General features: G+C 58.8%; 23 protein-coding genes. 10 read left to right on the forward strand and 13 right to left on the reverse strand.

The genetic code is table 11. The annotated features are described in order from the left end of the window. Positions 1 to 26 precede the first annotated feature (26 nt). Both FB593_RS16010 and FB593_RS16015 read left to right on the forward strand, forming a co-directional pair. A complete protein-coding gene (locus FB593_RS16010; protein ID WP_003516669.1) occupies positions 27 to 908 on the forward strand; it encodes an ABC transporter permease in 882 nt (293 codons plus the stop codon). Then, the gene (locus tag FB593_RS16015) at positions 905 to 1699 is read left to right on the forward strand and encodes an ABC transporter ATP-binding protein (protein WP_019566037.1); all 795 of its coding nucleotides are present in this window, start codon (positions 905 to 907) and stop codon (positions 1697 to 1699) included. The genes FB593_RS16010 and FB593_RS16015 overlap by 4 nt, the downstream gene beginning before the upstream one ends. 45 nt (positions 1700 to 1744) lie before the next feature. Here FB593_RS16015 and FB593_RS16020 read toward each other — a convergent pair whose 3' ends face one another. Both FB593_RS16020 and FB593_RS16025 read right to left on the reverse strand, forming a co-directional pair. After that, a complete protein-coding gene (locus FB593_RS16020) occupies positions 1745 to 2392 on the reverse strand; it encodes a LysE family translocator (RefSeq protein WP_065662987.1) in 648 nt (215 codons plus the stop codon). A gap of 151 nt (positions 2393 to 2543) precedes the next feature. Beyond that, complete coding sequence (locus FB593_RS16025) at positions 2544 to 3398, reverse strand: SDR family NAD(P)-dependent oxidoreductase (RefSeq protein WP_003516675.1); 855 nt, start codon at positions 3396 to 3398, stop codon at positions 2544 to 2546. Positions 3399 to 3737: 339 nt separating this feature from the next. Between FB593_RS16025 and FB593_RS16030 the strand changes: the two genes are divergently transcribed. Continuing rightward, positions 3738 to 4961, forward strand: coding sequence for an argininosuccinate synthase (locus FB593_RS16030; RefSeq protein ID WP_003516677.1), 1224 nt, complete (start codon positions 3738 to 3740; stop codon positions 4959 to 4961). Positions 4962 to 5015: 54 nt separating this feature from the next. On the opposite strand, the gene FB593_RS16035 is transcribed toward FB593_RS16030, so the two are convergent. From FB593_RS16035 to FB593_RS16045, 3 genes are all read right to left on the reverse strand, one after another. After that, positions 5016 to 6194 carry a multidrug effflux MFS transporter gene (locus FB593_RS16035; protein ID WP_145166744.1) on the reverse strand — a complete coding sequence of 393 codons (1179 nt, stop codon included), beginning with the start codon at positions 6192 to 6194 and terminating at the stop codon, positions 5016 to 5018. A gap of 20 nt (positions 6195 to 6214) precedes the next feature. After that, a complete protein-coding gene (locus tag FB593_RS16040) occupies positions 6215 to 6670 on the reverse strand; it encodes a MarR family winged helix-turn-helix transcriptional regulator (RefSeq protein ID WP_003516681.1) in 456 nt (151 codons plus the stop codon). A 133-nt stretch (positions 6671 to 6803) separates the two neighbouring features. Beyond that, positions 6804 to 7229: a hypothetical protein gene (locus FB593_RS16045; protein WP_145166745.1), complete on the reverse strand. Its 426-nt coding sequence runs from the start codon at positions 7227 to 7229 to the stop codon at positions 6804 to 6806. 176 nt (positions 7230 to 7405) lie between these two features. Between FB593_RS16045 and FB593_RS16050 the strand changes: the two genes are divergently transcribed. From FB593_RS16050 to ppa, 4 genes are all read left to right on the forward strand, one after another. Beyond that, entirely contained in the window at positions 7406 to 9466 is a 2061-nt protein-coding gene (locus FB593_RS16050) for a M3 family metallopeptidase (protein ID WP_145166746.1), read from the forward strand. 149 nt (positions 9467 to 9615) lie between these two features. Then, entirely contained in the window at positions 9616 to 11436 is a 1821-nt protein-coding gene (gene typA / locus FB593_RS16055; protein WP_003516684.1) for a translational GTPase TypA, read from the forward strand. A 215-nt stretch (positions 11437 to 11651) separates the two neighbouring features. After that, the gene (locus FB593_RS16060; protein ID WP_003516685.1) at positions 11652 to 12158 is read left to right on the forward strand and encodes a GNAT family N-acetyltransferase; all 507 of its coding nucleotides are present in this window, start codon (positions 11652 to 11654) and stop codon (positions 12156 to 12158) included. A gap of 169 nt (positions 12159 to 12327) precedes the next feature. Beyond that, the gene (ppa, locus tag FB593_RS16065; RefSeq protein WP_003516686.1) at positions 12328 to 12861 is read left to right on the forward strand and encodes an inorganic diphosphatase; all 534 of its coding nucleotides are present in this window, start codon (positions 12328 to 12330) and stop codon (positions 12859 to 12861) included. A 15-nt stretch (positions 12862 to 12876) separates the two neighbouring features. Here the strand turns inward: ppa and FB593_RS16070 are convergent, their stop codons facing one another. Together FB593_RS16070 and FB593_RS16075 are read right to left on the reverse strand one after the other, a co-directional pair. Continuing rightward, entirely contained in the window at positions 12877 to 13188 is a 312-nt protein-coding gene (locus FB593_RS16070; protein ID WP_003516687.1) for a DUF167 domain-containing protein, read from the reverse strand. Further along, complete coding sequence (locus FB593_RS16075; RefSeq protein WP_003516688.1) at positions 13185 to 13475, reverse strand: YggT family protein; 291 nt, start codon at positions 13473 to 13475, stop codon at positions 13185 to 13187. The genes FB593_RS16070 and FB593_RS16075 overlap by 4 nt, the downstream gene beginning before the upstream one ends. Before the next feature lie 137 nt (positions 13476 to 13612). On the opposite strand from FB593_RS16075, the gene FB593_RS16080 reads away from it, so the two are divergent. Further along, positions 13613 to 14845, forward strand: a complete 1233-nt coding sequence (locus FB593_RS16080; RefSeq protein WP_145166747.1) for an MFS transporter — start codon at positions 13613 to 13615, stop codon at positions 14843 to 14845. 12 nt (positions 14846 to 14857) lie between these two features. On the opposite strand, the gene FB593_RS16085 is transcribed toward FB593_RS16080, so the two are convergent. From FB593_RS16085 to hemC, 6 genes are all read right to left on the reverse strand, one after another. Continuing rightward, complete coding sequence (locus tag FB593_RS16085) at positions 14858 to 15589, reverse strand: glutamine amidotransferase (protein WP_003516697.1); 732 nt, start codon at positions 15587 to 15589, stop codon at positions 14858 to 14860. After that, positions 15579 to 16067 carry a TerB family tellurite resistance protein gene (locus FB593_RS16090; protein ID WP_003516699.1) on the reverse strand — a complete coding sequence of 163 codons (489 nt, stop codon included), beginning with the start codon at positions 16065 to 16067 and terminating at the stop codon, positions 15579 to 15581. The genes FB593_RS16085 and FB593_RS16090 overlap by 11 nt, the downstream gene beginning before the upstream one ends. A gap of 10 nt (positions 16068 to 16077) precedes the next feature. Beyond that, complete coding sequence (locus FB593_RS16095) at positions 16078 to 17685, reverse strand: heme biosynthesis protein HemY (protein ID WP_112751781.1); 1608 nt, start codon at positions 17683 to 17685, stop codon at positions 16078 to 16080. Positions 17686 to 17688: 3 nt separating this feature from the next. Continuing rightward, the gene (locus FB593_RS16100; RefSeq protein WP_112751780.1) at positions 17689 to 19131 is read right to left on the reverse strand and encodes a COG4223 family protein; all 1443 of its coding nucleotides are present in this window, start codon (positions 19129 to 19131) and stop codon (positions 17689 to 17691) included. A gap of 73 nt (positions 19132 to 19204) precedes the next feature. Then, on the reverse strand, positions 19205 to 19945 hold the full coding sequence (locus tag FB593_RS16105; protein WP_111799122.1) for a uroporphyrinogen-III synthase: 741 nt from the start codon (positions 19943 to 19945) through the stop codon (positions 19205 to 19207). 4 nt (positions 19946 to 19949) lie between these two features. Continuing rightward, positions 19950 to 20879 (reverse strand): hydroxymethylbilane synthase, encoded by a 930-nt coding sequence (gene hemC, locus FB593_RS16110; protein ID WP_019566045.1) that lies wholly within the window; start codon positions 20877 to 20879, stop codon positions 19950 to 19952. Between the two features lie 73 nt (positions 20880 to 20952). On the opposite strand from hemC, the gene tsaD reads away from it, so the two are divergent. Together tsaD and FB593_RS16120 are read left to right on the forward strand one after the other, a co-directional pair. Further along, complete coding sequence (tsaD, locus tag FB593_RS16115; RefSeq protein WP_065688673.1) at positions 20953 to 22050, forward strand: tRNA (adenosine(37)-N6)-threonylcarbamoyltransferase complex transferase subunit TsaD; 1098 nt, start codon at positions 20953 to 20955, stop codon at positions 22048 to 22050. Continuing rightward, positions 22050 to 23033: an NAD(P)H-dependent glycerol-3-phosphate dehydrogenase gene (locus FB593_RS16120; RefSeq protein ID WP_065688672.1), complete on the forward strand. Its 984-nt coding sequence runs from the start codon at positions 22050 to 22052 to the stop codon at positions 23031 to 23033. The genes tsaD and FB593_RS16120 overlap by 1 nt, the downstream gene beginning before the upstream one ends. Positions 23034 to 23075 lie beyond the last annotated feature (42 nt).

Genomic DNA, 23075 nt, shown 5'->3' on the forward strand with positions numbered 1-23075 from the left:
GCGGCGGCAATAACAAGGACATTACCGTGAGCCAAATCGCTTTCTGGGGTGCCGTGGAACTGGGACTGGTCTTCGCCTTCGTGGCGATCGGCGTCTATCTCGCTTTCCGGGTACTTGATTTTCCTGATCTGACCGTTGACGGTTCCTTTCCGCTCGGCGCAGCCGTTGCGGCCGTGATGATCATCGCCGGCCTCAATGCGTGGGTCGCGACGGCGATTGCGATGGTTGCCGGCGCCGGTGCTGGCATCGTTACGGCCACGCTCAACGTTCGGTTCAAGATACTCAACCTGCTTGCGTCAATCCTGACGATGATCGCGCTGTTTTCGGTGAACCTTCGGGTGATGGGAAAACCGAATGTGGCGCTGCTCAATCAGGATACGATGATCTCGCCGTTCTACGGTCTCGGTCTTTCCGAATATCTCGTGCGGCCACTCTTTATCGGCGTTCTGGTATTGCTCGCTGTCATTCTCGTCTGGCGTTTCCTTGAGAGCGACGCGGGCCTTGCCATGCGGGCGACGGGCGCGAATGCGCGGATGGCGCGCGCCCAAGGGGTGAAGACCGGCAACCAGATCTATCTTGGCATGGCGCTTTCGAATGCACTGGTCGCGCTCGGCGGCGCGCTTTTTGCGCAGACCAATGGCTTTGCCGATGTGACTGCCGGTGTCGGCACCATCGTCGTCGGGCTTGCGGCCGTCATCATCGGCGAAACGCTGTTCGGCTCGCGGGGCATTCTGATTGCGCTCATCGGCTGTGTTTTCGGCTCCATCGCCTACCGCCTTGCCATCCAGCTCGCTTTGTCGAGCGATGTGCTGGGTCTCAAGGCCTCCGATCTCAATTTCGTTACGGCGGTACTGGTAGCCATTGCATTGATCCTGCCTCGACTGCGCCGCGGGGGAGCAACATCGTGATTTCCCTTTCCGACATTCAGGTCATCTTCGGGCGTGGCACACCGCTGCAAAAGCAGGCGCTGGCCAAGATCGATCTTACCATCGAGGATGGTTCCTTCGTTACCGTGATCGGCTCCAACGGTGCCGGCAAATCCACGCTTCTCGGCGTTCTCGCGGGCGATGTCCTGCCGACGGCCGGAAAGGTGATGGTTGGTGGCGCCGATGTCACACGCAAAACGACCGCCAGCCGGGCTGGGCGGGTGGCGCGCGTGTTTCAGGACCCATTGGCTGGCAGCTGTGGCGCGCTCACAATTGAGGAGAACCTTGCGCTTGCGGCGTCTCGCGGAGAGCGTCGCGGCTTGTTGCCGGCGCTTGGGCGCGGCAGGCGGGATTTCTTCCGGGAGCGTATCGCTTCGCTCAATCTCGGTCTGGAAAATCGTTTGAAGGACCGCATGGATCTGTTGTCCGGCGGGCAAAGGCAGGCGGTCTCGCTTGTCATGGCAACGCTTTCCGGTTCGGACGTGTTGCTGCTTGACGAACATACGGCAGCACTCGATCCCGGCATGGCGGAGTTCGTGATGGAGCTGACCCGCAAGGTGGTTTCCGAGCGCAAGCTGACGACGCTGATGGTTACCCATTCCATGCGTCAGGCGCTGGACTATGGCGACCGCACGATCATGCTGCACGCCGGTGAAATCGTGCTCGATGTGTCCGGCGAAAGCCGCAAGGGTCTTCAGGTCGAAGATCTTATCGACATGTTCCGCAAGATACGAGGCCAGACGCTTGATGACGATGAGCTATTGATTGGCTGATGAGTTATCCGAAAGGCGCCTGCGGGCGCCTTTTCTATTTGTGCGTCATCGCGTCTGGGTGAGGAAAATCTTGACGGCGAAAAGCGAAAATACACCGGCGATCGTATAATCCAGCCCGCGCAGAACCTTCTTGTTGCGCTGGAGCCAGGCCGACAGCACATCGGCGGCAACGACGATGCCGATGCCGATCGGCAGCGCCACGATGATTGACCAGAGCCCAAGGAAAATAAGCTTGCCGGTGACATACGGATCGGATGCGCTGACGAATTGCGGCAGGAAGGTCATGAAAAAGATGATGACCTTTGGATTGAGCAGATTGACCCAAATACCGTTCAGCAAGGCGGATTTCAGTGAAGATTGCTGTTTTTCGCCCGTGGTCTTGACCATCACGAAATCCGAGCCCTTGCGGATCGCCTGAATGGCGAGCCAGACAAGATAGGCGGCCCCGCCGGTCTTCAGGATGAGGAAGGCTGTCGGCGATGCGACGATGAGGGCCGCGACGCCGAAGGCAACCAGCATCGTATGCACGGTAATACCGAGATTGGTGCCCACAAGGGTCATGAAACCCGCTGCCCGGCCCTCGCGTATTGACCGGCTGATCCATAGCGTCATGTCAGGACCGGGCGTTACCGCCAGCAGCAGGATGGCGACGGTGAAGGCGGCAAGTGTTGGCAGGCTCGGAACGAAATCCATCGCGGCACCCGTAAAGCTGGAGACTGCCGTTGCTTAACGCGAATTCGCGTTTCTGCCAATGTTTTTGCGCGCCGGGACATTGATACGAAAACCGGGGATGATCAAAAGTGGATAGCCGCCGCAACTTTCAAAGTGCGGCGGCGTCGGGCGATCAGTTTTTGAGGAAGCTGGTGAAGGCGGCGGAATATTCGGTGTGCCAGCGCGACAGTGGCGGACGATTTTGGACGATGTCTTGAGCTGCCCACAGAATGCGTTTCTCGTCCGTCGGGCGATCCACTTCGCCATCCGGGCAGAGAATGTAGAAATCGCCCCTGGCGATGCTCTCGATCATGAAATCAACGGTTTGCTCGCCGGTCCAGGCTCCTGCTGGTTTTTCCGTCCTGCCATTTGCCGTGAGGCCGGTAAAGACGAAACCGGGGATCAGGAGATGGGCGGAAACCGCGCTGTTCGGAATATTGCGCAGCTCGTGCTGTAGCGCTTCCGTGAAGGCTTTGACGCCGGCCTTCGAGACATTATAGGCCGGATCGCCCGGCGGGGTGGTGATGCCCTGTTTCGAACCGGTATTGATGATGAGCGCGGCCTCGCCATGGGCGACCATGCCCTGCCCAAACACCCGGCTGCCGTTCACGACACCCATCAGGTTGACGTTGATGACTTTTTCCCAGTTGGCCTGAGCGCCGAAGATGGCGCTGCCCGGCTGGATGCCGGCATTGTTCATCAACACATGAACCCGCCCGAAACGCTGGATGACAGCGCGTTCCAGCGCCTCAAGCTCATCGAGTTTCGACACGTCGGTCGGTATTGCGACGATCTGTGCTTCGCCGTCCTTTGCGATGGTCAGAATATCAGCATGCGCTGCGGCAAGCCTGTCACCGTCGAGATCGACGAGGACGACGCTCATGCCGAAACCGGCAAATTTCCGGGCCGCGGCAAGTCCGATACCGGAGGCCGCGCCGGTGATGACGGCGACATTATCTTCCTTGAATGCGGGGTGGATGGTCGTCATAGGTTTTCCTTTCGCGTCGTTTTGTGCTGTTTCCAGCCGTTTGCAACGTTGCCTGAACCCTGAGTGGCTTCATTCACGGTCTTCAAGTTGATCGCGCCGCTTCATGTTAAAGCGCGAAATCGCATAATGCATGTGACAATTCGTTCGTTCCAGTCATGACGCGCTGTTGCGGGGATCTGACCTTTCGCAAATGCCTATTGCCCTTTCGTCCTATTCGTTGTTTTGTCGGGCATCTTTTCCGAAAATCGCTTCACAGTTTTCGGGTTGCACTGTAAAAGTGCCGAAATCCCAAGGAAATGGCGGTACCCCGATGCCGTCATCATGCAGATGGACATCATAATGGCACTCCCGAAAGACGTTAAGAAAGTCGTTCTCGCCTATTCCGGCGGCCTCGACACCTCGATCATCCTGAAGTGGCTTCAGACGGAACTCGGCGCTGAGGTCGTGACCTTTACCGCCGATCTCGGCCAGGGCGAAGAGCTTGAGCCGGCGCGCAAGAAGGCCGAGTTGCTGGGCATCAAGGAAATCTTCGTCGAGGACGTCCGCGAAGAGTTCGTGCGTGATTTCGTTTTTCCGATGTTCCGTGCCAACGCCGTTTATGAAGGTGTCTATCTGCTCGGTACCTCCATCGCCCGCCCGCTGATTTCCAAGCACCTGATCGAGATCGCCAAGAAGACCGGTGCCGATGCCATTGCGCATGGCGCCACCGGCAAGGGCAACGACCAGGTCCGTTTCGAGCTTTCGGCCTATGCGCTGAACCCGGATATCAAGATCATCGCCCCATGGCGCGATTGGACTTTCAAGAGCCGGACCGACCTTCTGGAATTTGCCGAAAAGAACCAGATTCCCGTGGCCAAGGACAAGAAGGGCGAAGCTCCGTTCTCCGTCGACGCCAACCTGCTGCACTCCTCGTCCGAGGGCAAGGTTCTGGAAGACCCGGCTAAGGAAGCCCCAGAATATGTGCACATGCGCACCATTTCCCCGGAAGCGGCGCCTGACAAGGCAACCGTTATCAAGGTCGGTTTCCGCAAGGGTGATGCCTGCTCCATCAACGGTGTGGAAATGTCGCCTGCCACGCTTCTGGCGACGCTCAACAATTATGGTCGCGAAAACGGCATCGGCCGTCTCGATCTGGTCGAGAACCGCTTCGTCGGCATGAAGTCGCGTGGCGTCTACGAAACGCCCGGTGGCACCATCCTGCTGGCTGCGCATCGCGCGATCGAATCCATCACGCTCGACCGGGGTGCCGCGCATCTGAAGGACGATCTGATGCCGCGTTACGCCGAACTCATCTATTACGGCTTCTGGTTCTCGCCCGAGCGCGAGATGCTGCAGGCCCTGATCGACAAGAGCCAGGAGCATGTGGAAGGTGAAGTGACGCTGAAGCTCTACAAGGGCAATGTCATGGTGACCGGCCGCGAGAGCGCGAAGTCGCTCTATTCCGACGCGCTGGTGACGTTCGAGGACGACCACGGTGCTTATGACCAGAAGGACGCAGCTGGCTTCATCAAGCTCAATGCCCTGCGCCTGCGCACCCTGGCGAAGCGTAATCTCGGCAAGTAATTCTGCTTAAGTATGAATTGGAAAAACCCGCAGGTGGCAACGCCTGCGGGTTTTTCATGTCTCTCTTCTGGAAACGGCGCGAAAGCCGATGTAGCTGGCAACGGCCACGAATTCCATAACCGGAATGATGATGCCGAAGCTGGTCAGCGGGGAACCGATGAGCGAGGCCATTGCCCCACCCGCAAAACCAGATCCCATCTGGATGAAACCCATCATGGCTGATGCCGAGCCGGCGATATGCGGGAAGGGGGCGAGGGCCGCCGTGACCATCGAAGGCGTCAACAGCGCGATCCCGACGGTCGCCACTGCGACGGGCCCCATGATGGAGAGGAAGGATGGCGGCACGAGGAAAACCGACAGCATGATGAGAAGACCGCCCGTGCCGGAAAAACAAAGGCCAAGCACGACGGAACGCCGGTCGCCCAGTCTCGGCGCGATGTAACGCAACGCAATCGACCCGAAGAAATAGGCGCCTGTTTGCATCAGCATGCCGACACCGAAGGCCGTGGGGGACATGCCGACTTCGTTGATGAGGATGAAGGTCAGCATGGTGGCTTGCGCATAAAGCGCGCCGATGGAGCCGCCGAGCACGAGGGCGGCCAGAAGAAAACGCGGCTGCTTCAGCAATGTGGCATAGGCCGACAGAAGGTGTCGGGGTCGGATCCTGGTTTTGTCAGGCAACGTCGTTTCACGCAGAAAAAGCACCACCGAAAGGATGGCGATAGCTCCGAGACCGGCCATGAGGAAAAACACCGATTGCCAGCCAAAAGCCGCAAGTGACAGACCACCTATCGTCGGCCCCATCGCAGGGCCGATCGCCAGCATGATGCCGATGAGGTTCATGATGCTGGAGGCTTCCGGGCCGGTGAACTGATCGCGCACCACGGCGCGCGCAACAGTCATGCCAACGGAAGCGCCGATGCCCTGAACGAGGCGCGCGAACAGCAGCACTTCGATGGTTGGGGCCAAGAGGGCGAGCACACCACCGCCCAGAAAGATCGACAGGAAGACGAGGCTCGCCTTGCGCCGCCCGAAGGCATCGGATGCCGGCCCGGCAAGCAATTGGGCTAAGGCAAAACCGGCAAAATAGAGCGACAGGCTGAGTTTTATGGCGGACTCGGTGGTTGCGAAAACCCGTGTCAGTTCCGGCATGGCCGGCGTGTAAATCGACATGGAAATGGGCGCCAGCGCTGTCAGCAATGCTCCGAGCAAAGCCGTGCGCTTTCTGGACATGATCGTTTTCGACATTGCGATCAGCCGTTCTGGCCCTGCTGTTCCGGTTGCAGATTGTTGCGAAGCGTCTGCAGGAAGCTACGGAAAAGCGCGACTTCCTCTTCGTTCAGTCCCTGTGTGGCCTGAAGAACGAGCTGGTCGATTTCATGACCGACAGCTTCCAGCATGTCGGCGGAGGTTTTCGTCAGGACGATACGTTTGGAACGCCTGTCCTGCGGGTCCTGCTGGCGTTCTATCAGATTGAGTGACTGCAACTTGTCGAGATAGGCGCAGATCGTCATGGGTTCGATGCCGAGACGGGCGGCGATGTCAGCCTGCTTGCTGCCATCGATAACCGCAACTGTCAGCAATGCTCTTGCTTCGCCGGGGGTAAGGCCCAGTCCGGCTTCCGAGATACGGCGCTCAAATGCACTGTTCAGCAGGCGTGCGCCGCTGTTCAGCAAAAATGCCAATGAATCTTTTTCGCGTGTGCCCATGCTTCGCCTTTTGGTAAGTCAGCCTTACTAAGTTTCGGGCGATAAGCAATGGCGCATAAATCATATTATCGAAAATTGCCTAAAGTATTCGTCAGTTTGATTGCGGGACGTCCAACAACATTGCCTGTCATCGTCACGTCGAAGCAAAAAAAGACAATACACCCTGCATTTTTTCCACTTCATCCGTCGTGCCAATGGAACGGGCAATCTCGATCCGGTCAGAAAAATACGTCACAAAGTCGAAATCCGTGTCGTCGGTCACGTCGGCAATGTCAATCACCTCGCCATTGGCATTCAGCGTCTGTGCCGGAAGTTCGGACGAAAGCTCAAGCCAGGTATCGTGGCTGATTTTTCCGGTAAAGTAATATTCCTGCGCGATTTCCCGCAATTGCCGGGGGCTAACACGGGTGAAATCGATGCGGTCTATCGTTTCTTCAAAGCCGGTGGCCGCGTCGGATGGGGCTGCCTTGCCGAAATCGGGGCTTCCCACGGGTCTGCTGTTTTTGGGATTGTCCCTGAAAAGGAAACTATTGGCAGACCTTAAAGAATAAATCTCCATAATACATATCTCCATCATGGGATATTATTGCGAGAAATCAAAACATGCCGTCGCCATGCCGGTCAATACTTGGCGGTGTTGACGATCATGTCTTCCACACCAAATTCCGGCATATTGAATTGGCGGTGGAGGCATGCCCATATGGGCGTAAACCGGAATTGTACAAGGAAGATGAAATGCCATCCACGACCGCGCCCTATCCCGCACTCGTTACCTGGAACGGTCAGAACGGTCTGCCGAAATTCGATGCGGTCAAGGATGAGGATTTTGCTCCGGCCTTTGAAGCCGCCCTTTTGTCCCATGAACAGGAAATCGATGCGATTGCCGGCAATCCGCAGGCGCCGACCTTCGAAAACACCGTGACCGCGCTTGAAATCGCAGGCGACGAACTCTCGCGCATTTCGGCGCTGTTCTGGAACAAGGCGGGTGCCCACACCAACAGCGTCATTCAGGCACTGGAGCGGGAAATCGCGCCGAAAATGTCACGGCACTATTCCAAGATCGGCATGAACGAGGCGCTGTTCAGACGCATCGACACGCTATGGGAAACGCGCGATTCGCTTTCCCTGACCGGCGAGGAAAAACGCGTTCTCGAACGGCACTGGAAGGGTTTCGTGCGCTCCGGCGCAAAGTTGCAGAAGGACCGTCAGGAGCGTCTGGCGGCCATCAATGAAGAGCTTGCCGGTCTCGGTGCCAAATTCGGGCAGAATGTTCTGGCGGATGAAAAGAGCTGGAAACTTCTGCTTTCTACCGACGACGAGCTTTCCGGCATTCCCGGTTTTCTGCGTGATGCCATGGCAGGCGCCGCGCGCGAACATGGCGAAGAAGGCAAATTTGCCGTTACCCTTTCCCGCTCCATCATCGAGCCATTCCTGACCTTCTCCGAACGCCGCGACTTGCGCGAGCAAGCCTTCAAGGCCTGGGTGGCTCGCGGCGAAAATGGTGGCGATACCGACAACCGCGCAACCGTCCGCCGTACGCTGGAACTGCGTGAGGAAAAGGCACAGCTTCTCGGCTACAAGAATTTTGCTGCCTACAAGCTGGACGACACGATGGCAAAAACGCCGGATGCCGTGAACGGTCTTCTGGGCCAGGTCTGGGAAAAGGCCGTGCTGCGCGCGGGTGAGGAGGAGGCTGAACTTGCCGCCATCATCGCCGCGGAGGGCAAGAACCACGAGGTGATGCCCTGGGACTGGCGCCATTACGCCGAAAAGCTGCGGGCACAGAAATTCAGCTTCTCCGAGACTGAATTGAAGCCGTATCTGCAATTGGAAAAGATCATCGATGCGTGTTTCGATGTGGCCAACCGGCTCTTTGCAATTCGTGCCGTCGAGATCAAGGGTGTCGCCGCCTATCATCCCGATGTGCGGGTTTTTGAAATCCGCGACGACAAGGGCGACCTGAAGGCCATGTTCCTCGGCGATTATTTCGCCCGCCCGTCCAAGCGTTCCGGCGCGTGGATGAGTTCGTTCCAGTCGCAGCACAAGCTGCCTTTGAAGAACGGCACTGTCGGTGAAATACCGATCATCTACAATGTCTGCAATTTTGCAAAACCGGCAGAGGGGAAGCCTGCGCTGCTTTCGCTCGATGATGCGCGCACGCTGTTTCACGAATTCGGCCACGCCCTGCACGGCATGTTATCTGATGTCACTTATCCTTCCGTTTCCGGAACGGGTGTGTCGCGCGATTTCGTTGAGTTGCCGTCGCAGCTTTACGAACACTGGCTGACCGTGCCGGAAATTCTGGAGAAATATGCCCTGCATTATGAAACCGGGGCACCGATGCCAAAGGCGCTGCTGGACAAGGTTCTGGCAGCACAGACCTTCAATGCCGGTTTCAGCACGGTGGAATTCACTTCTTCGGCTATCGTCGATATGGCGTTCCATACCCGTGACAGCGTCGGCGATCCCATGGTCGTGCAAGGTGAGGTGCTTTCCGCCCTGAACATGCCCAAGTCCATTGTCATGCGGCATGCGACGCCACATTTCCAGCATGTGTTTTCCGGTGATGGTTATTCGGCCGGTTATTATTCCTACATGTGGTCGGAGGTGCTGGACGCCGACGCGTTTTCTGCCTTCGAGGAAACCGGCAATGCCTTCGATGGTGAAATGGCGCGCAAGCTGAAAGAGAATATCTATTCAGTCGGTGGCTCGATCGATCCGGAGGAGGCCTATCTCGCTTTTCGTGGCAAGATGCCAAGTCCCGATGCCATGCTTTTGAAGCGCGGTCTCGTATAAAAGACTGTCATATTCTTGAGCTAGAACCTGAGCGCAGGGGGCATATGACAATGCCCCCCTTTCGCATTTGCAAAAAAAAGGTTATGAGCGCGCCAAACTAAATTGGCGCATCTCACGACGGTAGCGCCCAACCTCAGAGATTTTGAACAATGGCAATTCGCAACATCGCGATTATCGCGCACGTTGACCATGGAAAAACGACGCTCGTTGACGAGCTTCTGAAGCAGTCCGGCTCGTTCCGCGACAACCAGCGCGTTGCGGAACGCGTGATGGATAGCAACGATCTCGAAAAGGAACGCGGCATCACCATTCTTGCCAAGGCGACTTCGGTGGAGTGGAAGGGTGTTCGCATCAACATCGTCGACACCCCCGGCCACGCCGATTTCGGCGGCGAAGTTGAGCGTATCCTGTCGATGGTGGATGGCGCGATCGTTCTGGTCGATAGTTCCGAAGGCCCGATGCCGCAGACGAAATTCGTCGTCAGCAAGGCGCTGAAGGTTGGTCTTCGTCCGATCGTCGCGATCAACAAGATCGACCGTCCGGATGGCCGCCATGAAGAAGTCATCAACGAAGTTTTCGACCTTTTCGCAAATCTCGATGCTACCGACGAGCAGCTCGACTTCCCGATCCTTTACGGTTCCGGCCGTGACGGCTGGATGAACGTCAACCCAGAAGGTCCGAAGGATCAGGGTCTTGCACCGTTGCTCGATCTGGTTCTCGAGCATGTTCCGGAGCCTACGGTTGAAGAAGGTCCGTTCCGTCTGATCGGTACCATCCTCGAAGCCAACCCCTTCCTCGGCCGTATCATCACCGGCCGTATCGCTTCCGGTTCGATCAAGCCGAACCAGGCCGTGAAGGTACTTGGCCAGGACGGCAAGACGATCGAAACCGGTCGTATTTCCAAGATCCTCGCATTCCGCGGCATTGAGCGCACGTCCATCGATGAAGCCCATGCGGGTGACATCGTCGCCATCGCTGGTCTTTCCAAGGGCACTGTTGCCGATACCTTCTGTGACCCTTCCGTCACCGAGGCGATGACCGCACAGCCGATCGATCCGCCGACCGTTACCATGTCCTTCATCGTCAACGACAGCCCGCTTGCCGGCACCGAAGGCGACAAGGTCACGAGCCGCGTCATCCGCGACCGCCTGTTCAAGGAAGCCGAAGGCAACGTCGCGCTGAAGATTGAAGAGGCTGAAGGCAAGGACTCGTTCTTCGTTTCCGGGCGTGGCGAATTGCAGCTGGCAGTTCTCATCGAAACGATGCGTCGCGAAGGCTTCGAGCTTGCAGTTTCGCGTCCGCGCGTTGTCATGCACAAGGATGAGAACGGCGCCATGATGGAGCCGATCGAAGAAGTCGTGATCGACGTCGATGAAGAGCATTCCGGCGTCGTCGTTCAGAAGATGTCCGAGCGCAAGGCTGAAATGGCTGAGCTCCGTCCATCCGGCGGTAATCGCGTTCGTCTGAAGTTCTACGCTCCGACCCGCGGCCTGATCGGCTACCAGTCGGAACTTTTGACCGACACGCGCGGCACGGCGATCATGAACCGTCTGTTCCACGACTATCAGCCGTACAAGGGTGCGATTGCTGGTCGCGTTAACGGCGTTCTTTTGTCGAACGGTTCGGGCGAAGCTGTCGCCTACGCCATGTTCAACTTGGAAGATCGTGGCCCGATGATCATCGAGCCGGGTGAGAAGGTTTATGCCGGCATGATTATCGGCATTCACTCGCGCGATAACGATCTCGAAGTGAACGTGCTGAAGGGCAAGCAGCTGACCAACATCCGCGCCGCCGGCAAGGATGAAGCCGTAAAGCTGACGCCGCCGATCCGCATGACGCTCGACCGCGCGCTTTCCTGGATCCAGGACGACGAGCTGATGGAAGTGACGCCGAAGTCCATCCGTCTGCGCAAGATGTTCCTCGACGCCAACGATCGCAAGCGTTTCGAAAAGGCGAAGCTCGCAGTTTGATTGCGGCTTCCCGTAAAGAATTTGAAAAAACCCGGCCGCGAGCCGGGTTTTTTTATGCGCATGTTTTATTTGTGCATGAGTCGAAAGACCCTTGTGTCAAAGGTTAAGGATGCGTTAATTTTTCTCGGTCGTCCACATGAATAGGCTGTGGGTAAGCTTGCTGTCGTTAACCTTTATGGCTGGCAAGTTTTCATGGTCGGGGCCAGAATCGCGTTATGAAAACGTTATCCATAGATGTTCGCCGAGCCGAACCGCAAGATGCGCGCGCAATAGCCGAAGCGCACCGTCTGTCATGGCAACAGGCCTATGCCGGGCTGATCCCGCACCGACCGCTGACGCAGATGCTGGAGCGCCGCGGCGAAATCTGGTGGAAGAAGGCGACCCGGGGTTCCGCAACCATGCTGGTGGTGGAAGTGAAGGGCGTGGTTGCCGGATATGCCACGCTGGGCTTAAGCCGTGCGCGTGGGCTGCCGCATGACGGCGAGATCTACGAGCTTTATCTGCGGCCGGAATATCAGGGCATCGGGCTTGGCTCGCTGCTGTTCACGGAAGCTCGCCGGCTGCTGACCTCGCTCGGCTGCAACGGTGTTGTGGTCTGGTGCCTCGAAGATAGCGAGGTCGCCAATCGGTTTTTCCGTTCGCATGGCGGCCGGGACATCGCCGAGGGCATGGAAGATTTCGGCGGCAGGTCGCTGCGCAAGATCGGTTTCGTCTGGAACTAAGTACGCAGCCGGGTGATTTCACGCCGGTTTCATTTTTTCCGGTCGGCCATTCACAATCCCGATGCCCTCAAATTCGGCATTCTGCCTTATCCGCCTAAAGCCATGTTGCAATACGGCGACTTTCCCAGTATCGAAAACCAAATCCAACCCCGTCGAATGAGGGAAGCGAATGCGTATCGATGCAATTTCCATTGGCAAGAATCCGCCGGAAGACGTGAATGTTATTGTCGAGGTGCCGGTTGGCGGCCAGCCGATCAAGTACGAGATGGACAAGGACGCCGGTGCGCTGATCGTCGATCGCTTCCTCTACACGCCGATGACCTATCCGGGTAACTATGGCTTCGTGCCGCACACGCTTTCCGACGATGGCGACCCGATCGACGTTCTTATCTGCAATACCCGCCCGCTGGTTCCTGGCTGCGTGATCAATGTGCGCCCCATCGGCGTCATGATCATGGAAGACGACGGCGGCAAGGACGAGAAGATCCTCGCCGTTCCGGTTCCGAAGCTGACGCGCCGTTACGACAAGGTCCACAACTACACCGACCTGCCGGAAATCACGCTGAAGCAGATCGAGCACTTCTTCGAGCACTACAAGGATCTGGAGCCCGGCAAGTGGGTGAAGATGGGCGGTTGGCAGGATGTCGACGTTGCCAAGAAGCTGATCGTCGAAGCCATCGAGCGCTACAAGACGCAGGGCTGATTTCAGCCCGTTGCCTTAGACTTCCAGCTTTCTAAAAAGCGTTTCGAAATCCTCCGGGTCGGTATCGATCCGGAGGATTTTTTTACGCGCTGTTTCACCTGAAATGAAGGTGATGGACGATTTGGGCAGGCCGAATTTTTTCGCCAGCAAAATAACCAGGGCCTTGTTCGCCTTGCCGCCCTCAGGCACTGCACTGACGCGGGCCTTCAGATGGGCATTTCCGTCAGCATCCTGCTCCACGCCGTCAATGGCATCGCGTCCCCCGTTCGGGGTGAGGCGAACGGACAGGCGTATGTGATCGCCGTGTTTTTGCCAGAGGTCGCTCAAGCGACCATGGGATAGAGCGTATTCCACATGAAGGAGCGGATGAAGAAGATGATCAGCAGCAGGATGATCGGCGAAATATCGATGCCGCCGAGATTAGGCAGAATGCTACGGATTGGGCGCAGAACCGGCTCGGTGACGTTGACCAGAAAGCTGCCGATGGCATTCACGAATTGGTTGCGGGAGTTGATGACGTTGAAGGCGTAAAGCCAGGAAAAAATGGCGCTGGCGATCAGCACCCACGTATAGAGGTTCAAAGCCAGATCGATGGTCTGAAACAGGGCAAGCATCAATATCTCCGTATCTTGATTGCAAGACATTTAGACATTCGCTCGTGAACCGGCAAGTGTTGCGCCTATAGGGCTGGCGATTCTTGTCGTATCGCTCTATTGCAGACTTCTCATATTGTCTCGAGAGCACCCAGCCGATGTCCCTGCCTTCTGCCGAAAACCGCTTCGGTGCATTCCGGCATAGTTCCTATCGCCGTTTTTTCAGCGCCCGGTTTTTTTCGGCCTTCGCAATCCAGATCGTCAGCGTTTCCGTGGGCTGGCAGATGTATGAGGTTACCGGCAATGCCTTTTATCTCGGCTTGATCGGTCTTTTCCAGTTTTTGCCATCGCTGCTTTTGATCCTTGTCACTGGAACGGTGGCGGACAGGCACAATCGCAGGCGCATTATGGCCGTATGCCTTCTGATCGCGGCCGGTTGCGCGGCGGCTCTGCTTGGCCTGACGCTGGCACACAGCTTTTCTCCCTGGCCGGTCTTTGCCATTCTCGTCGTGTTCGGCATAGAGCGGGCTTTCATGGGGCCGGCGGTGCAATCGCTGGCTCCCAATCTTGTGCCTGTCGAGGATTTGCCGAACGCCATCGCCTGGAACTCCTCTTCATGGCAGATGGCGTCCATTCTTGGCCCTGTCGCCGGTGGCCTGCTTTATGGTCTCGGCGCTTCCGTGGCCTATAGCGTGGCGCTCGTGCTGTTCATCGTGTCCGCTGTGCTGGCGGTGACGATCCGCAAACCGGAGCAACGGGGTCCGGCGAAAGCGATCAGCCTCGAGACCATGCTGGCCGGGTTCAAATTCATCTCGCAGGAAAAAGTGGTTCTCGGCGCCATCTCGCTCGATCTTTTTGCCGTGTTGCTCGGCGGCGCTGTCGCCCTGATGCCGATTTTCGCCAAGGAAGTGCTGACACTCGGGCCTTGGGGGCTTGGGCTTCTGCGCGCGGCACCCGGTATCGGCGCCATAACCGTCGCGGTCATTCTGGCGTTCAGGCCCATCCGCCACCATGCCGGCCTGCTGATGTTCGTCGGTGTCGGGTTTTTCGGCATTTCCACCGTGGTGTTCGGACTTTCTCAAACCGCATGGGTGTCCATTGCCGCATTGGTGGTCATGGGCGCATCGGACATGGTGTCGGTTTATGTGCGGGAAACGTTGATTGCGCTCTGGACGCCGGATGAGGTGCGCGGGCGCGTGAATGCGGTGAACATGGTGTTTGTCGGGGCGTCCAACGAGCTGGGTGAGTTCCGCGCCGGCACCATGGCCCATGTCGTCGGGGCCGTGCCAGCCGTCGTCATCGGCGGGGCGGGCACGCTTGCGGTTGCGGTCATCTGGGCACTCGGCTTTTCGAAGCTGCGCAGGATCGATAATCTCGACGCACCACGCTGAAGCTGACGCGCCTCAGCGTTGCGGTTTGCCTTCGAAAACCAGATCAAGGAAATTGCCAAGCCAGGACCGGAGCGGTGTGTCGAACAACATGCGCCCCTCCAGATGCTGGCTGCCGACCTGTGCATTGGGCATGCCGAAACGCTGTGCGCCACGCACCACCCAGCTGTGCATCATCGCGCGGGTCAGTTCTGCGTGAAACTGAAGGCCCCAGGCGTTTTTTCCGTATCGGTAAGCCTGGTTGGGATAGGTTTCGCCCGATGCCAGAAGCTCCGCTCCCCGCGGCAAATCGAACCCTTCGCGGTGGAAATGATAAACCATCTTCGGCCAATGCGGCATCAGCAATCGCCCGTGTTCGGTCGCATGAAGCGGATACCAGCCGATTTCCACCTTGCCTTCACGGTCGGCCTCTACCTTACCACCCAGATGTTTGGACAGCATTTGTGCGCCGAGGCAGATACCGAGAAAGGGTTTGTTTTCCTTCAGCGGCACTTTCAGCCAGTCAATTTCGGCTTTGATATAGTCATGCGGGTCGTTGGCGCTCATCGGGCCGCCGAAGATAATGGCGCCCGCATGTTTCTCCAGCGTTTGCGGCAGATCGTCTCCAAGCGCGGGGCGCCTTATATCCAGCCGATAGCCTTTTTCCACCAGCATCTGGCCGACGCGGCCGGGCGTGGAACGTTCCTGATGCAGGATGACGAGCAGCGAAGGTTGTTTTCTCTGTTGCCTGGAGGGGTCAAACAGCATCGTCTTCGTTTTCGCTTTCTTCAGCGGGTCCGGACCTGGTGGCGGCCTGCTGACGTTGCAGAACCCTGTCGCGCACGGAAACACCGAGTAGATCGGCCACGCGCCAGATCACATGATCTTCCATCTCGCTTCGTTCGCCGTCAGCGTAAACAATATCCCAGAGGATGCCAATAAGCTCCACGCGCTGCTCTTCATCGAGATGGCGGCGGATATCGGTGGTGAAGCGATAATAGTCTACCGCTTCCTTGCCTGCCTCCTGGCCGGCGGCAAGAAGCGCGTCCAGCTTGCCGGCATCGAGATGATAATAGTCGTGGAGGATCTCACGAAGGCGATCACGCTCGCTTTTGGAGACCGTGCCGTCCGCTTCCATCACCTGAAAACAGAGGGCGGCCACCGCGACCCTCAGATCATCGGGGCTGAATTCATCCGCATGCTGGCCAACGAGGTTTTGAATAAACGACTGGATCTGGTTGAACATCGATAGCCTGTCAGAAGAGTTTTAGCCGGGTTTTGGGTTCGGCTTCCACGCCGGGTTTCTTGACGCCGGGATCATCCGGTGCACCACCGAAAAATGGCACTGGTTCTGTCTTCGCATCCGCTGGCCTGGCTTCCACCGGAACTTCATTTGTTGCCGGCTTTTTCTCCTTCGGGGCAGATACGTCCTGCTTGACCTCGATGGGTGCGGGTTTCGTCACAACAATGGGCTGAGGTGCCACTTCAACAACGATCGGGGTCGGAGCCTGTTCGGTCCTTGCCGGTGCTGCTGCAATCGCATTTTCGATTGTCAGGTCTTCGACAGGTCCTTCAAGCTGGCCAAAAGGCGCCTTCCACTCGAAGGCGTCGAGACGGCCTGTCACGGGCGAAACCGGAAGCCATTTTTCCGAAGTGACACCATCTGCCACCCAGACGGGATCACGCGGTGCGCGCAGAGCCTGCGCCATCCAGTAACGCACCCGCCCCTGATCGCCGGTTTCGGCTTCCTCGATGTCGGCCATCAGCAGGAAGATGCTTTCGCGCGGCTCGATCCGGGCGGCGGCTTCCGCTTTGGCACGCGCCTTGGCAAATTCCTTGGCGTCGAGAGCTGCCTGCGCCACGGCAAACAGGGATTCGATGTTGTTGGGTTTCAGGCTCTCAAGCCGTTCGGCACGTTTAAGGCGATCAATGGCCGTATCGCCGCTGCGCGCCCGAACATAGAGATCGGCAATCTGCGAGTGGGGATCGTTCTTCCATACCGGTTCCAGAACCGCTGCGGCCTTGCGTAGATTGTCTTCGCGCAGATAGGATTTTGCTGCGATCAATGCTGCGGGCACAAGGCTTTTTGCAAGCTTCAGGGCTTGTTTTGCGTCTTCGCGTGCACCCACTGGGTCGCTCTCCAGTTTTTCACCGGCCTTTGCGGTAAGAAGCACAGCTTTCAGCCGCTCAGCCTCGCCGCGTTGGATGACGCCTGCTGCTTTTTGCTGGTCGAGCAGGCGGATCGCGTCATCCCACTCGCCGTTGCGGCAGCGGGTTTCTAGCGTCGCCTGTGCTGCCCAGGGCAGGTAAGGGGCTTTTTCGGCTGCGTCCTCGGCATATTGCTGGGCTGCTTCATGGGCTCCCTGTCGGCGCGCCTCGATGTAAAGGCCGCGAAGGCCAAGTTCGCGGGTTTCAGGATCGCGGGCCATCGCCTCGAATTTGCGCCGCGCCTCGTCATATTTGCCTTCGATGAGGTCGGCCTGCGCATCAAGCAGGTGGATCAGCGGCTCCTGATCAGCACTGAGAAGCCCCTGCGTGCGGGCCGTCATCTTGCGGGCCAGAATGGCGTTGCCGGCGCCGGCGGCGATGAGGCCGGTGGAGAGCGCCTGATAACCACGGTCGCGCTTGCGGGCGCGAAAATAGCGTCGTGCCGCGTTCGGCGATGTCCATATGGCATTGACGACCCACCAGACCAGCATGACGGCCGCAACGAATGCAGCAACGATGGAGGCGGCGACCATCAGGCTCATTTCGATCAGCTGGCCCTGCCAGACGATTGAGAGGACACCGGGCCTGTCCGCCAGCCAGGAGAAACCGAAACCGAGCGCCAGAACGATGAGGACGAAAGTCAGAATTCTGGTCATGCCTTACCCCTGCTTGCCGGTGCTGGTGATGGCGCGGTTTAACGTGCCTCCCACCAGGTTTTCGACCTCGATGCGCGCATCCAGAGATTTTTTATAGTCGGCGGATGCTGTCTTGGCGGCCTCCGGAAGCCCATTCCATTCAAGTGCCGCACCCTGCAGATCTCCGTTGCGCAACTTGTTTTCCATGCGCGCGATCATGGCGTCGGGGGTCTCGCCTTCGATGTTTCCGACGGGGCGGACCTTAACCAGCGAAAAGGCGCTTTCCGTCAGACGTTCCATGATGCCCTGATTGGGGTCGGGCCGATTGATCGCCGAAAGCATCGCATTCGCAACGTCGGGGAATTTCTGCATCAGCTCCGAGCGCGATGGCACGCCGGTTGCGGCGAAAGACTGCAAGGATGCGATTGCCGGATCGTCCGGGGTTACCTTGGACAATGTGTCGAGTTCAGTGAGGAACGGCCCACCGCGATCGATCGCGGCTTTCAGTGCGGCCGAGGCAATGGCGCGGGCGACTTCTATATCGTCGCGCGGTTCATTGATCTTGGTTTCCGCGTCAGTCAGGCGGCGTGTCAGCTCCGCCGTTGCCGAGGCCTGCGCGGAACGCTCTGACGTGAGCGCCGATTCCAGCGCGGTTATTTTTTCCGAAAGTGCGTCCACCTGCGGGGCTTCGCCCTTTGCGCCCTCAAGAGCGGCGATGCGCTGTTCCAGCGCCGAGGTATCCCCTCCTGCCGCGGGAACATTGGCGAGCTGCTGACGCAGGCTCCCTAGCTCGGTTCTCAATGCGGCAATCTCATCGCTTCCGGTCTTGCTCACATTAAACGAGGGCAGAATGCCGGCATATTGCATGCTGCCGGCAGCTGCGAGCGCCACAAGGCCACCCACGATACCCGCCGCGATCACACCGGAGGTTGCCGCCTGTTTGCGCTCGGGTTGCTGTGGCGTGGATGGCTTGGCAGGTCCGGAGGATGACGCGCCTGTCGATTGCTTTGCACCAGTAGTCGCGCTTCCGGATGCTGCGGACGACGATGTGGAAGCAAAAGTCGCAGGCTTTGCGCCCGCCGCGGAAGCGGAAGCAGCGCTTGCGTCAGTCGCGCTGGTCACCGGTTTCGCTTCGGGTTTCGGCGAAGCTGTCTCGGGCTGGTTGCCGGCAGGTTTTTCCACCTGGGGCTTGCCGGTTGCCGGTTCCGCCTTGTGAACGTTCGGTGCAGGCTCCATGGGTGTTTTATGCGTCTGTTCCCAGACGGGAGCAGGGCTGGACGTTTCGGCTGCTTCTGGCTTGGGAGGAACGTTTGGCTGAGCTGCTGCCGGTGTCGTCTCGCCGGTCTTGTCATCAGTCTTTGCAGCATCCACGTCGGCGGAAATTGCTTTCACGTCTTTTGCGTCCAGGTCGATGGTGACCGGTTCGGCGTTTGACTTGGAGTGGCGTGGCGGCTTTCCCGATACCATGACAACCTCATTTCTGCCTGCAATAGTCTAAACCTAGTCAGTGACGGCGGCAAAGGAAAGAGGCGAGCCTGAATTAGGTTCCAGACTTTCGGTGGAGAAGTTCAAACATGGCTGCCTCGTTTGCCCCTTCGGCGGCTGCGGCGTTCGCGCGGAAGATTTCCGGAACCAGTGAAAGCACATTGCGGCTGATGCAGACGAATTGTGTGGTGGTCAGCGCCGCCACATATTTTTCCGACGATGCGTGGCGGAAAAAGGCCCGTGCGGCTTCCGACGAATAGAGCAGGACTACATCGGCAGCTGTCTTCACAAGTGCTGTTTCGAGCATATCGTCTGAAAGATCTGACGGCTGCATTTCGTAACAATCGACGGTCCGGAAGGAAATTCCCGCAGCGGCAATTCCGTCCTCGAACACGGCGCCTCGCGGCGTGCCGGCAAGATAGAGCAATGGATCTGTGCTCTCCGTTAGGGGGCGATGCTCCGTGACAAGCCCGGCGAGAGCCACCGCATCGCCAGATCCGGTGAGGACGTTTTGGAAGCCAACTTCCCTCGCCGCTTCCGCCGTCGCCTCGCCGACGGCGAAAAGCGGTTTCGAAAGATGGGGCGCAAGTCGGTGGCGGAAGTCTCTAAGCGCCCGCAAGGCCTCGGCGCTGGTCACGGCGATGGCCGACAGCGGCTCCGATAGCGCTAGTATGGCGCGCTGGCCCTGGTGGACGGGATGAAACAGCGGAAGAAGCACCGGCTCGTGACCGAGGGCTTCAAGCTTTGCGGCCGTCTTTTCGCCCGAACGAAGCGGCCGGGTGACGACGATCCGCATCGGCTCAGCTCCAGCCGTCGAAGAAGTTGCTGCCTGCCCTGGCGCGCACGTCTTCACCGGCCTTTCGACCCAAGTCCTCGGCATCCTTGCGAGCACCGGAAATCTCGACGCTGTGGCTCGTCTGCCCATCCGGTGTGAGGATCAGGCCGGAGAAATGAAGTTCCTCGCCGTGGCAGGTAGCAAAGCCTGCAATCGGGGTGCGACAGGAACCATCGAGGGCGGCCAGAAAGGCGCGCTCGCAGGTAACGGCATCGTAGGTGGGTATGTCGTTGATAGGTGAAAGCAACTCGTCCATGCGTGTGTCGCCAATACGGCTCTCGACGCAGATCGCGCCCTGCGCGGGGGCTGGTGGAAATTCCTTCGGGTCGAGAATGTCCGTCGGGACATTCTCCATGCCCAGCCGTTTCAGGCCGGCAAAGGCGAGAAGCGTAGCATCCGCCTGGCCTTCCTCCAGTTTGCGCAGGCGGGTTTCGACCTGGCCGCGAAAGATGATGACGCTCAGGTCGGGACGCAGGCGGCGGATCAGCGCTTGGCGGCGCAAGGATGCGGAGCCGACAACGGCGCCCTGCGGTAGTTCCAGAAGCTTCGGTGCGGTGCGACCAATGAAGGCGTCGCGCATATCCTCGCGCGGCAGGAAAGCGGAAAGATAAAGGCCCTTCGGCAAAACGGTCGGCATGTCCTTGGAGGAATGCACGGCAATATCGAGCTCGCCGGAAAGAAGCTGGCTCTCCAGTTCTTCCGTGAACAGGCCCTTGCCGCCGATCTCCGACAAAGCGCGGTCGGTTATCCGGTCACCCTTGGTGGAAAGCACGACGATTTCGAACATATCTTCCGGCAGACCGTGTGCCGACATCAGCCGGTTACGGGTCTCGTAAGCCTGTGCGAGCGCCAGAGGGCTGCCGCGCGTGCCGATTCGGAAAGGTTTTGTTTGCATCCGCGTCTATCCATTGTTACCGGAGTTGTCTTAGACCAACTCAGCGCATGATCGCAATGAACGAACAGAATTGATGACCCCCTTTCTTCGTATCCTCGGCATAGAGACAAGCTGTGACGAAACCGCTGCATCCATTGTGGTTCGGCATGCGGACGGACGTGGCGAGATCGTGTCCGACGTCGTTTTGTCGCAGCTTGAGGAACACAGCGCCTATGGCGGCGTGGTGCCCGAAATTGCTGCCCGCGCCCATGTCGAGGCGCTGGACACGCTGGTGGAAGAAGCGCTGGAACAGGCGGGTGTCACCCTTGCCGATGTCGATGCCATCGCGGCCACATCCGGCCCCGGCCTCATTGGCGGTCTGCTGGTGGGCCTGATGACCGGCAAGGCGATTGCGAAGGCTGCAGACAAGCCGCTTTACGCCATCAACCATCTCGAAGGCCATGCGCTGACGGCGCGTCTGACCGACGGTCTTTCCTTCCCCTATCTGATGCTGCTGGTCTCCGGCGGCCACACCCAGCTCGTGCTGGTTCGCGGTGTGGGTGAATACGAGCGCTGGGGTACGACCATTGATGACGCGCTTGGGGAAGCCTTCGACAAGACTGCGAAGCTTCTGGGGTTGCCCTATCCCGGCGGGCCTGCGGTTGAAAAGGCAGCAGCGAAAGGCAACCCTGACCGTTTTGCACTGCCGCGCCCGATGGTCGGCGAGACGAGACTCGATTTTTCCTTCTCCGGTCTGAAGACAGCGGTGCGGCAGGCGGCAACCGCGATCGCTCCGCTTTCGGATCAGGATATTGCCGATATCTGCGCCTCCTTCCAGAAGGCGGTGTCACGCACGCTCAAGGACCGTATCGGTCGTGGCCTTGCCCGCTTTAAGGAAGAGTTTCCGCATCTCGAGACGGAGCCCGCTTTGGTCGTGGCCGGCGGCGTTGCCGCCAATACGGAAATCCGCCAGACCCTCCAGGCGCTTTGTGATGTCCACGGGTTCCGCTTTGTCGCACCGCCGCACCGGCTCTGCACCGACAATGCCGCGATGATTGCCTGGGCCGGGCTGGAGCGGATGGCATGCGGCCGAGAACCCGATGCGCTGGAGATCGCGCCGCGCTCGCGCTGGCCGCTTGATGGCAGCGCGGAGACATTGATCGGTTTCGGCAAAAGGGGAGCCAAGGCCTGATGCAGCGGGAGAAAATCGTCGTCATCGGCGCTGGCGCCTTCGGAACCGCGCTCGCCGTCGTCATCGCGCTGGAGAACCGGCATGACGTGACCCTGCTCGGCCGTGATGCGTCCCTGATGGCCGATCTTAGGGCTGATCGTATTCACGAGGCTGTCCTGCCGGGTGTAGACCTGCCGGATGCGCTGGAATTTTCCGTTGAGCCGGATGTGCTGGCCGATGCAGGCATCGTGTTGTTTGCCATGCCCTCTCAGGCCCATGCCGATGCGGCGCGCCATTACGGTCCTTATCTGGCTAATGATTGTGTCATCGTTACCTGCGCCAAGGGCATCGACCGGGTGTCCGGCCGGCTGCTGACGGAACTTCTGGAAGCGGAACTGCCGCATCATCCAATCGCCGCTCTCTCCGGTCCGGGGTTTGCGGCCGATATCGCGCGCGGACTGCCGACGGCGATGGCGATAGCGGCGGAAGACGCTGTCATCGCCGAGCGGCTGGCGACCACGATTTCCGGCAGAACGTTCAGGCTTTATGCCTCGACCGACCGCACGGGCGTGCAGCTTGGCGGCGCACTGAAGAATGTGCTCGCCATTGCCGCCGGCATCGTTGAAGGTGCGGGCCTCGGCGATTCCGCACGGGCGGCGTTGATTTCGCGGGGGCTTGCCGAGATGTCGCGTCTGGTCGTTGCCATGGGCGGCAAGGCCGATACCGTGCGCGGTCTTTCCGGCCTTGGCGATCTCGTGCTGACCGCCACAAGCCACCAGTCGCGAAACCTGCGTTTCGGCATCGCGCTTGGCCGGGGCGAAGGCAAGGACATGTCCGGCGGGCTGGTGGAGGGCGCCTTTGCGGCAGCCGTTGCTGCCCGGCTCGGCGAACATCACGCTGTCGACATGCCGGTGACCGAGGCGGTTGCGGCCATCATCGACGGCAATCTGGACGTGGCGAGCGCCATGCAACAATTGATGACAAGGCCCATCACCACTGAATGAGTGTGGCCTTCGAATAGTTTTTACGCATGTCTTGGTCCCAAA

Source organism: Rhizobium sp. SJZ105 (assembly GCF_007828365.1).
In the GTDB taxonomy this organism is placed as follows: Bacteria; Pseudomonadota; Alphaproteobacteria; order Rhizobiales; family Rhizobiaceae; genus Agrobacterium; species Agrobacterium tumefaciens.

Bases quoted from the DNA above. Each gene is read 5' to 3' on its own strand.
- FB593_RS16020 (WP_065662987.1), bottom strand. From the start codon at position 2,392: ATGGATTTCGTTCCGAGCCTGCCAACACTTGCCGCCTTCACCGTCGCC.
- FB593_RS16025 (WP_003516675.1), bottom strand. From the start codon at position 3,398: ATGACGACCATCCACCCCGCATTCAAGGAAGATAATGTCGCCGTCATC.
- FB593_RS16030 (WP_003516677.1), top strand. From the start codon at position 3,738: ATGGCACTCCCGAAAGACGTTAAGAAAGTCGTTCTCGCCTATTCCGGC.
- FB593_RS16035 (WP_145166744.1), bottom strand. From the start codon at position 6,194: ATGTCCAGAAAGCGCACGGCTTTGCTCGGAGCATTGCTGACAGCGCTG.
- FB593_RS16040 (WP_003516681.1), bottom strand. From the start codon at position 6,670: ATGGGCACACGCGAAAAAGATTCATTGGCATTTTTGCTGAACAGCGGC.
- FB593_RS16045 (WP_145166745.1), bottom strand. From the start codon at position 7,229: ATGGAGATTTATTCTTTAAGGTCTGCCAATAGTTTCCTTTTCAGGGAC.
- FB593_RS16050 (WP_145166746.1), top strand. From the start codon at position 7,406: ATGCCATCCACGACCGCGCCCTATCCCGCACTCGTTACCTGGAACGGT.
- typA (WP_003516684.1), top strand. From the start codon at position 9,616: ATGGCAATTCGCAACATCGCGATTATCGCGCACGTTGACCATGGAAAA.
- FB593_RS16060 (WP_003516685.1), top strand. From the start codon at position 11,652: ATGAAAACGTTATCCATAGATGTTCGCCGAGCCGAACCGCAAGATGCG.
- ppa (WP_003516686.1), top strand. From the start codon at position 12,328: ATGCGTATCGATGCAATTTCCATTGGCAAGAATCCGCCGGAAGACGTG.
- FB593_RS16075 (WP_003516688.1), bottom strand. From the start codon at position 13,475: ATGCTTGCCCTGTTTCAGACCATCGATCTGGCTTTGAACCTCTATACG.
- FB593_RS16080 (WP_145166747.1), top strand. From the start codon at position 13,613: ATGTCCCTGCCTTCTGCCGAAAACCGCTTCGGTGCATTCCGGCATAGT.
- FB593_RS16085 (WP_003516697.1), bottom strand. From the start codon at position 15,589: ATGCTGTTTGACCCCTCCAGGCAACAGAGAAAACAACCTTCGCTGCTC.
- FB593_RS16090 (WP_003516699.1), bottom strand. From the start codon at position 16,067: ATGTTCAACCAGATCCAGTCGTTTATTCAAAACCTCGTTGGCCAGCAT.
- FB593_RS16095 (WP_112751781.1), bottom strand. From the start codon at position 17,685: ATGACCAGAATTCTGACTTTCGTCCTCATCGTTCTGGCGCTCGGTTTC.
- FB593_RS16100 (WP_112751780.1), bottom strand. From the start codon at position 19,131: ATGGTATCGGGAAAGCCGCCACGCCACTCCAAGTCAAACGCCGAACCG.
- FB593_RS16105 (WP_111799122.1), bottom strand. From the start codon at position 19,945: ATGCGGATCGTCGTCACCCGGCCGCTTCGTTCGGGCGAAAAGACGGCC.
- hemC (WP_019566045.1), bottom strand. From the start codon at position 20,879: ATGCAAACAAAACCTTTCCGAATCGGCACGCGCGGCAGCCCTCTGGCG.
- tsaD (WP_065688673.1), top strand. From the start codon at position 20,953: ATGACCCCCTTTCTTCGTATCCTCGGCATAGAGACAAGCTGTGACGAA.
- FB593_RS16120 (WP_065688672.1), top strand. From the start codon at position 22,050: ATGCAGCGGGAGAAAATCGTCGTCATCGGCGCTGGCGCCTTCGGAACC.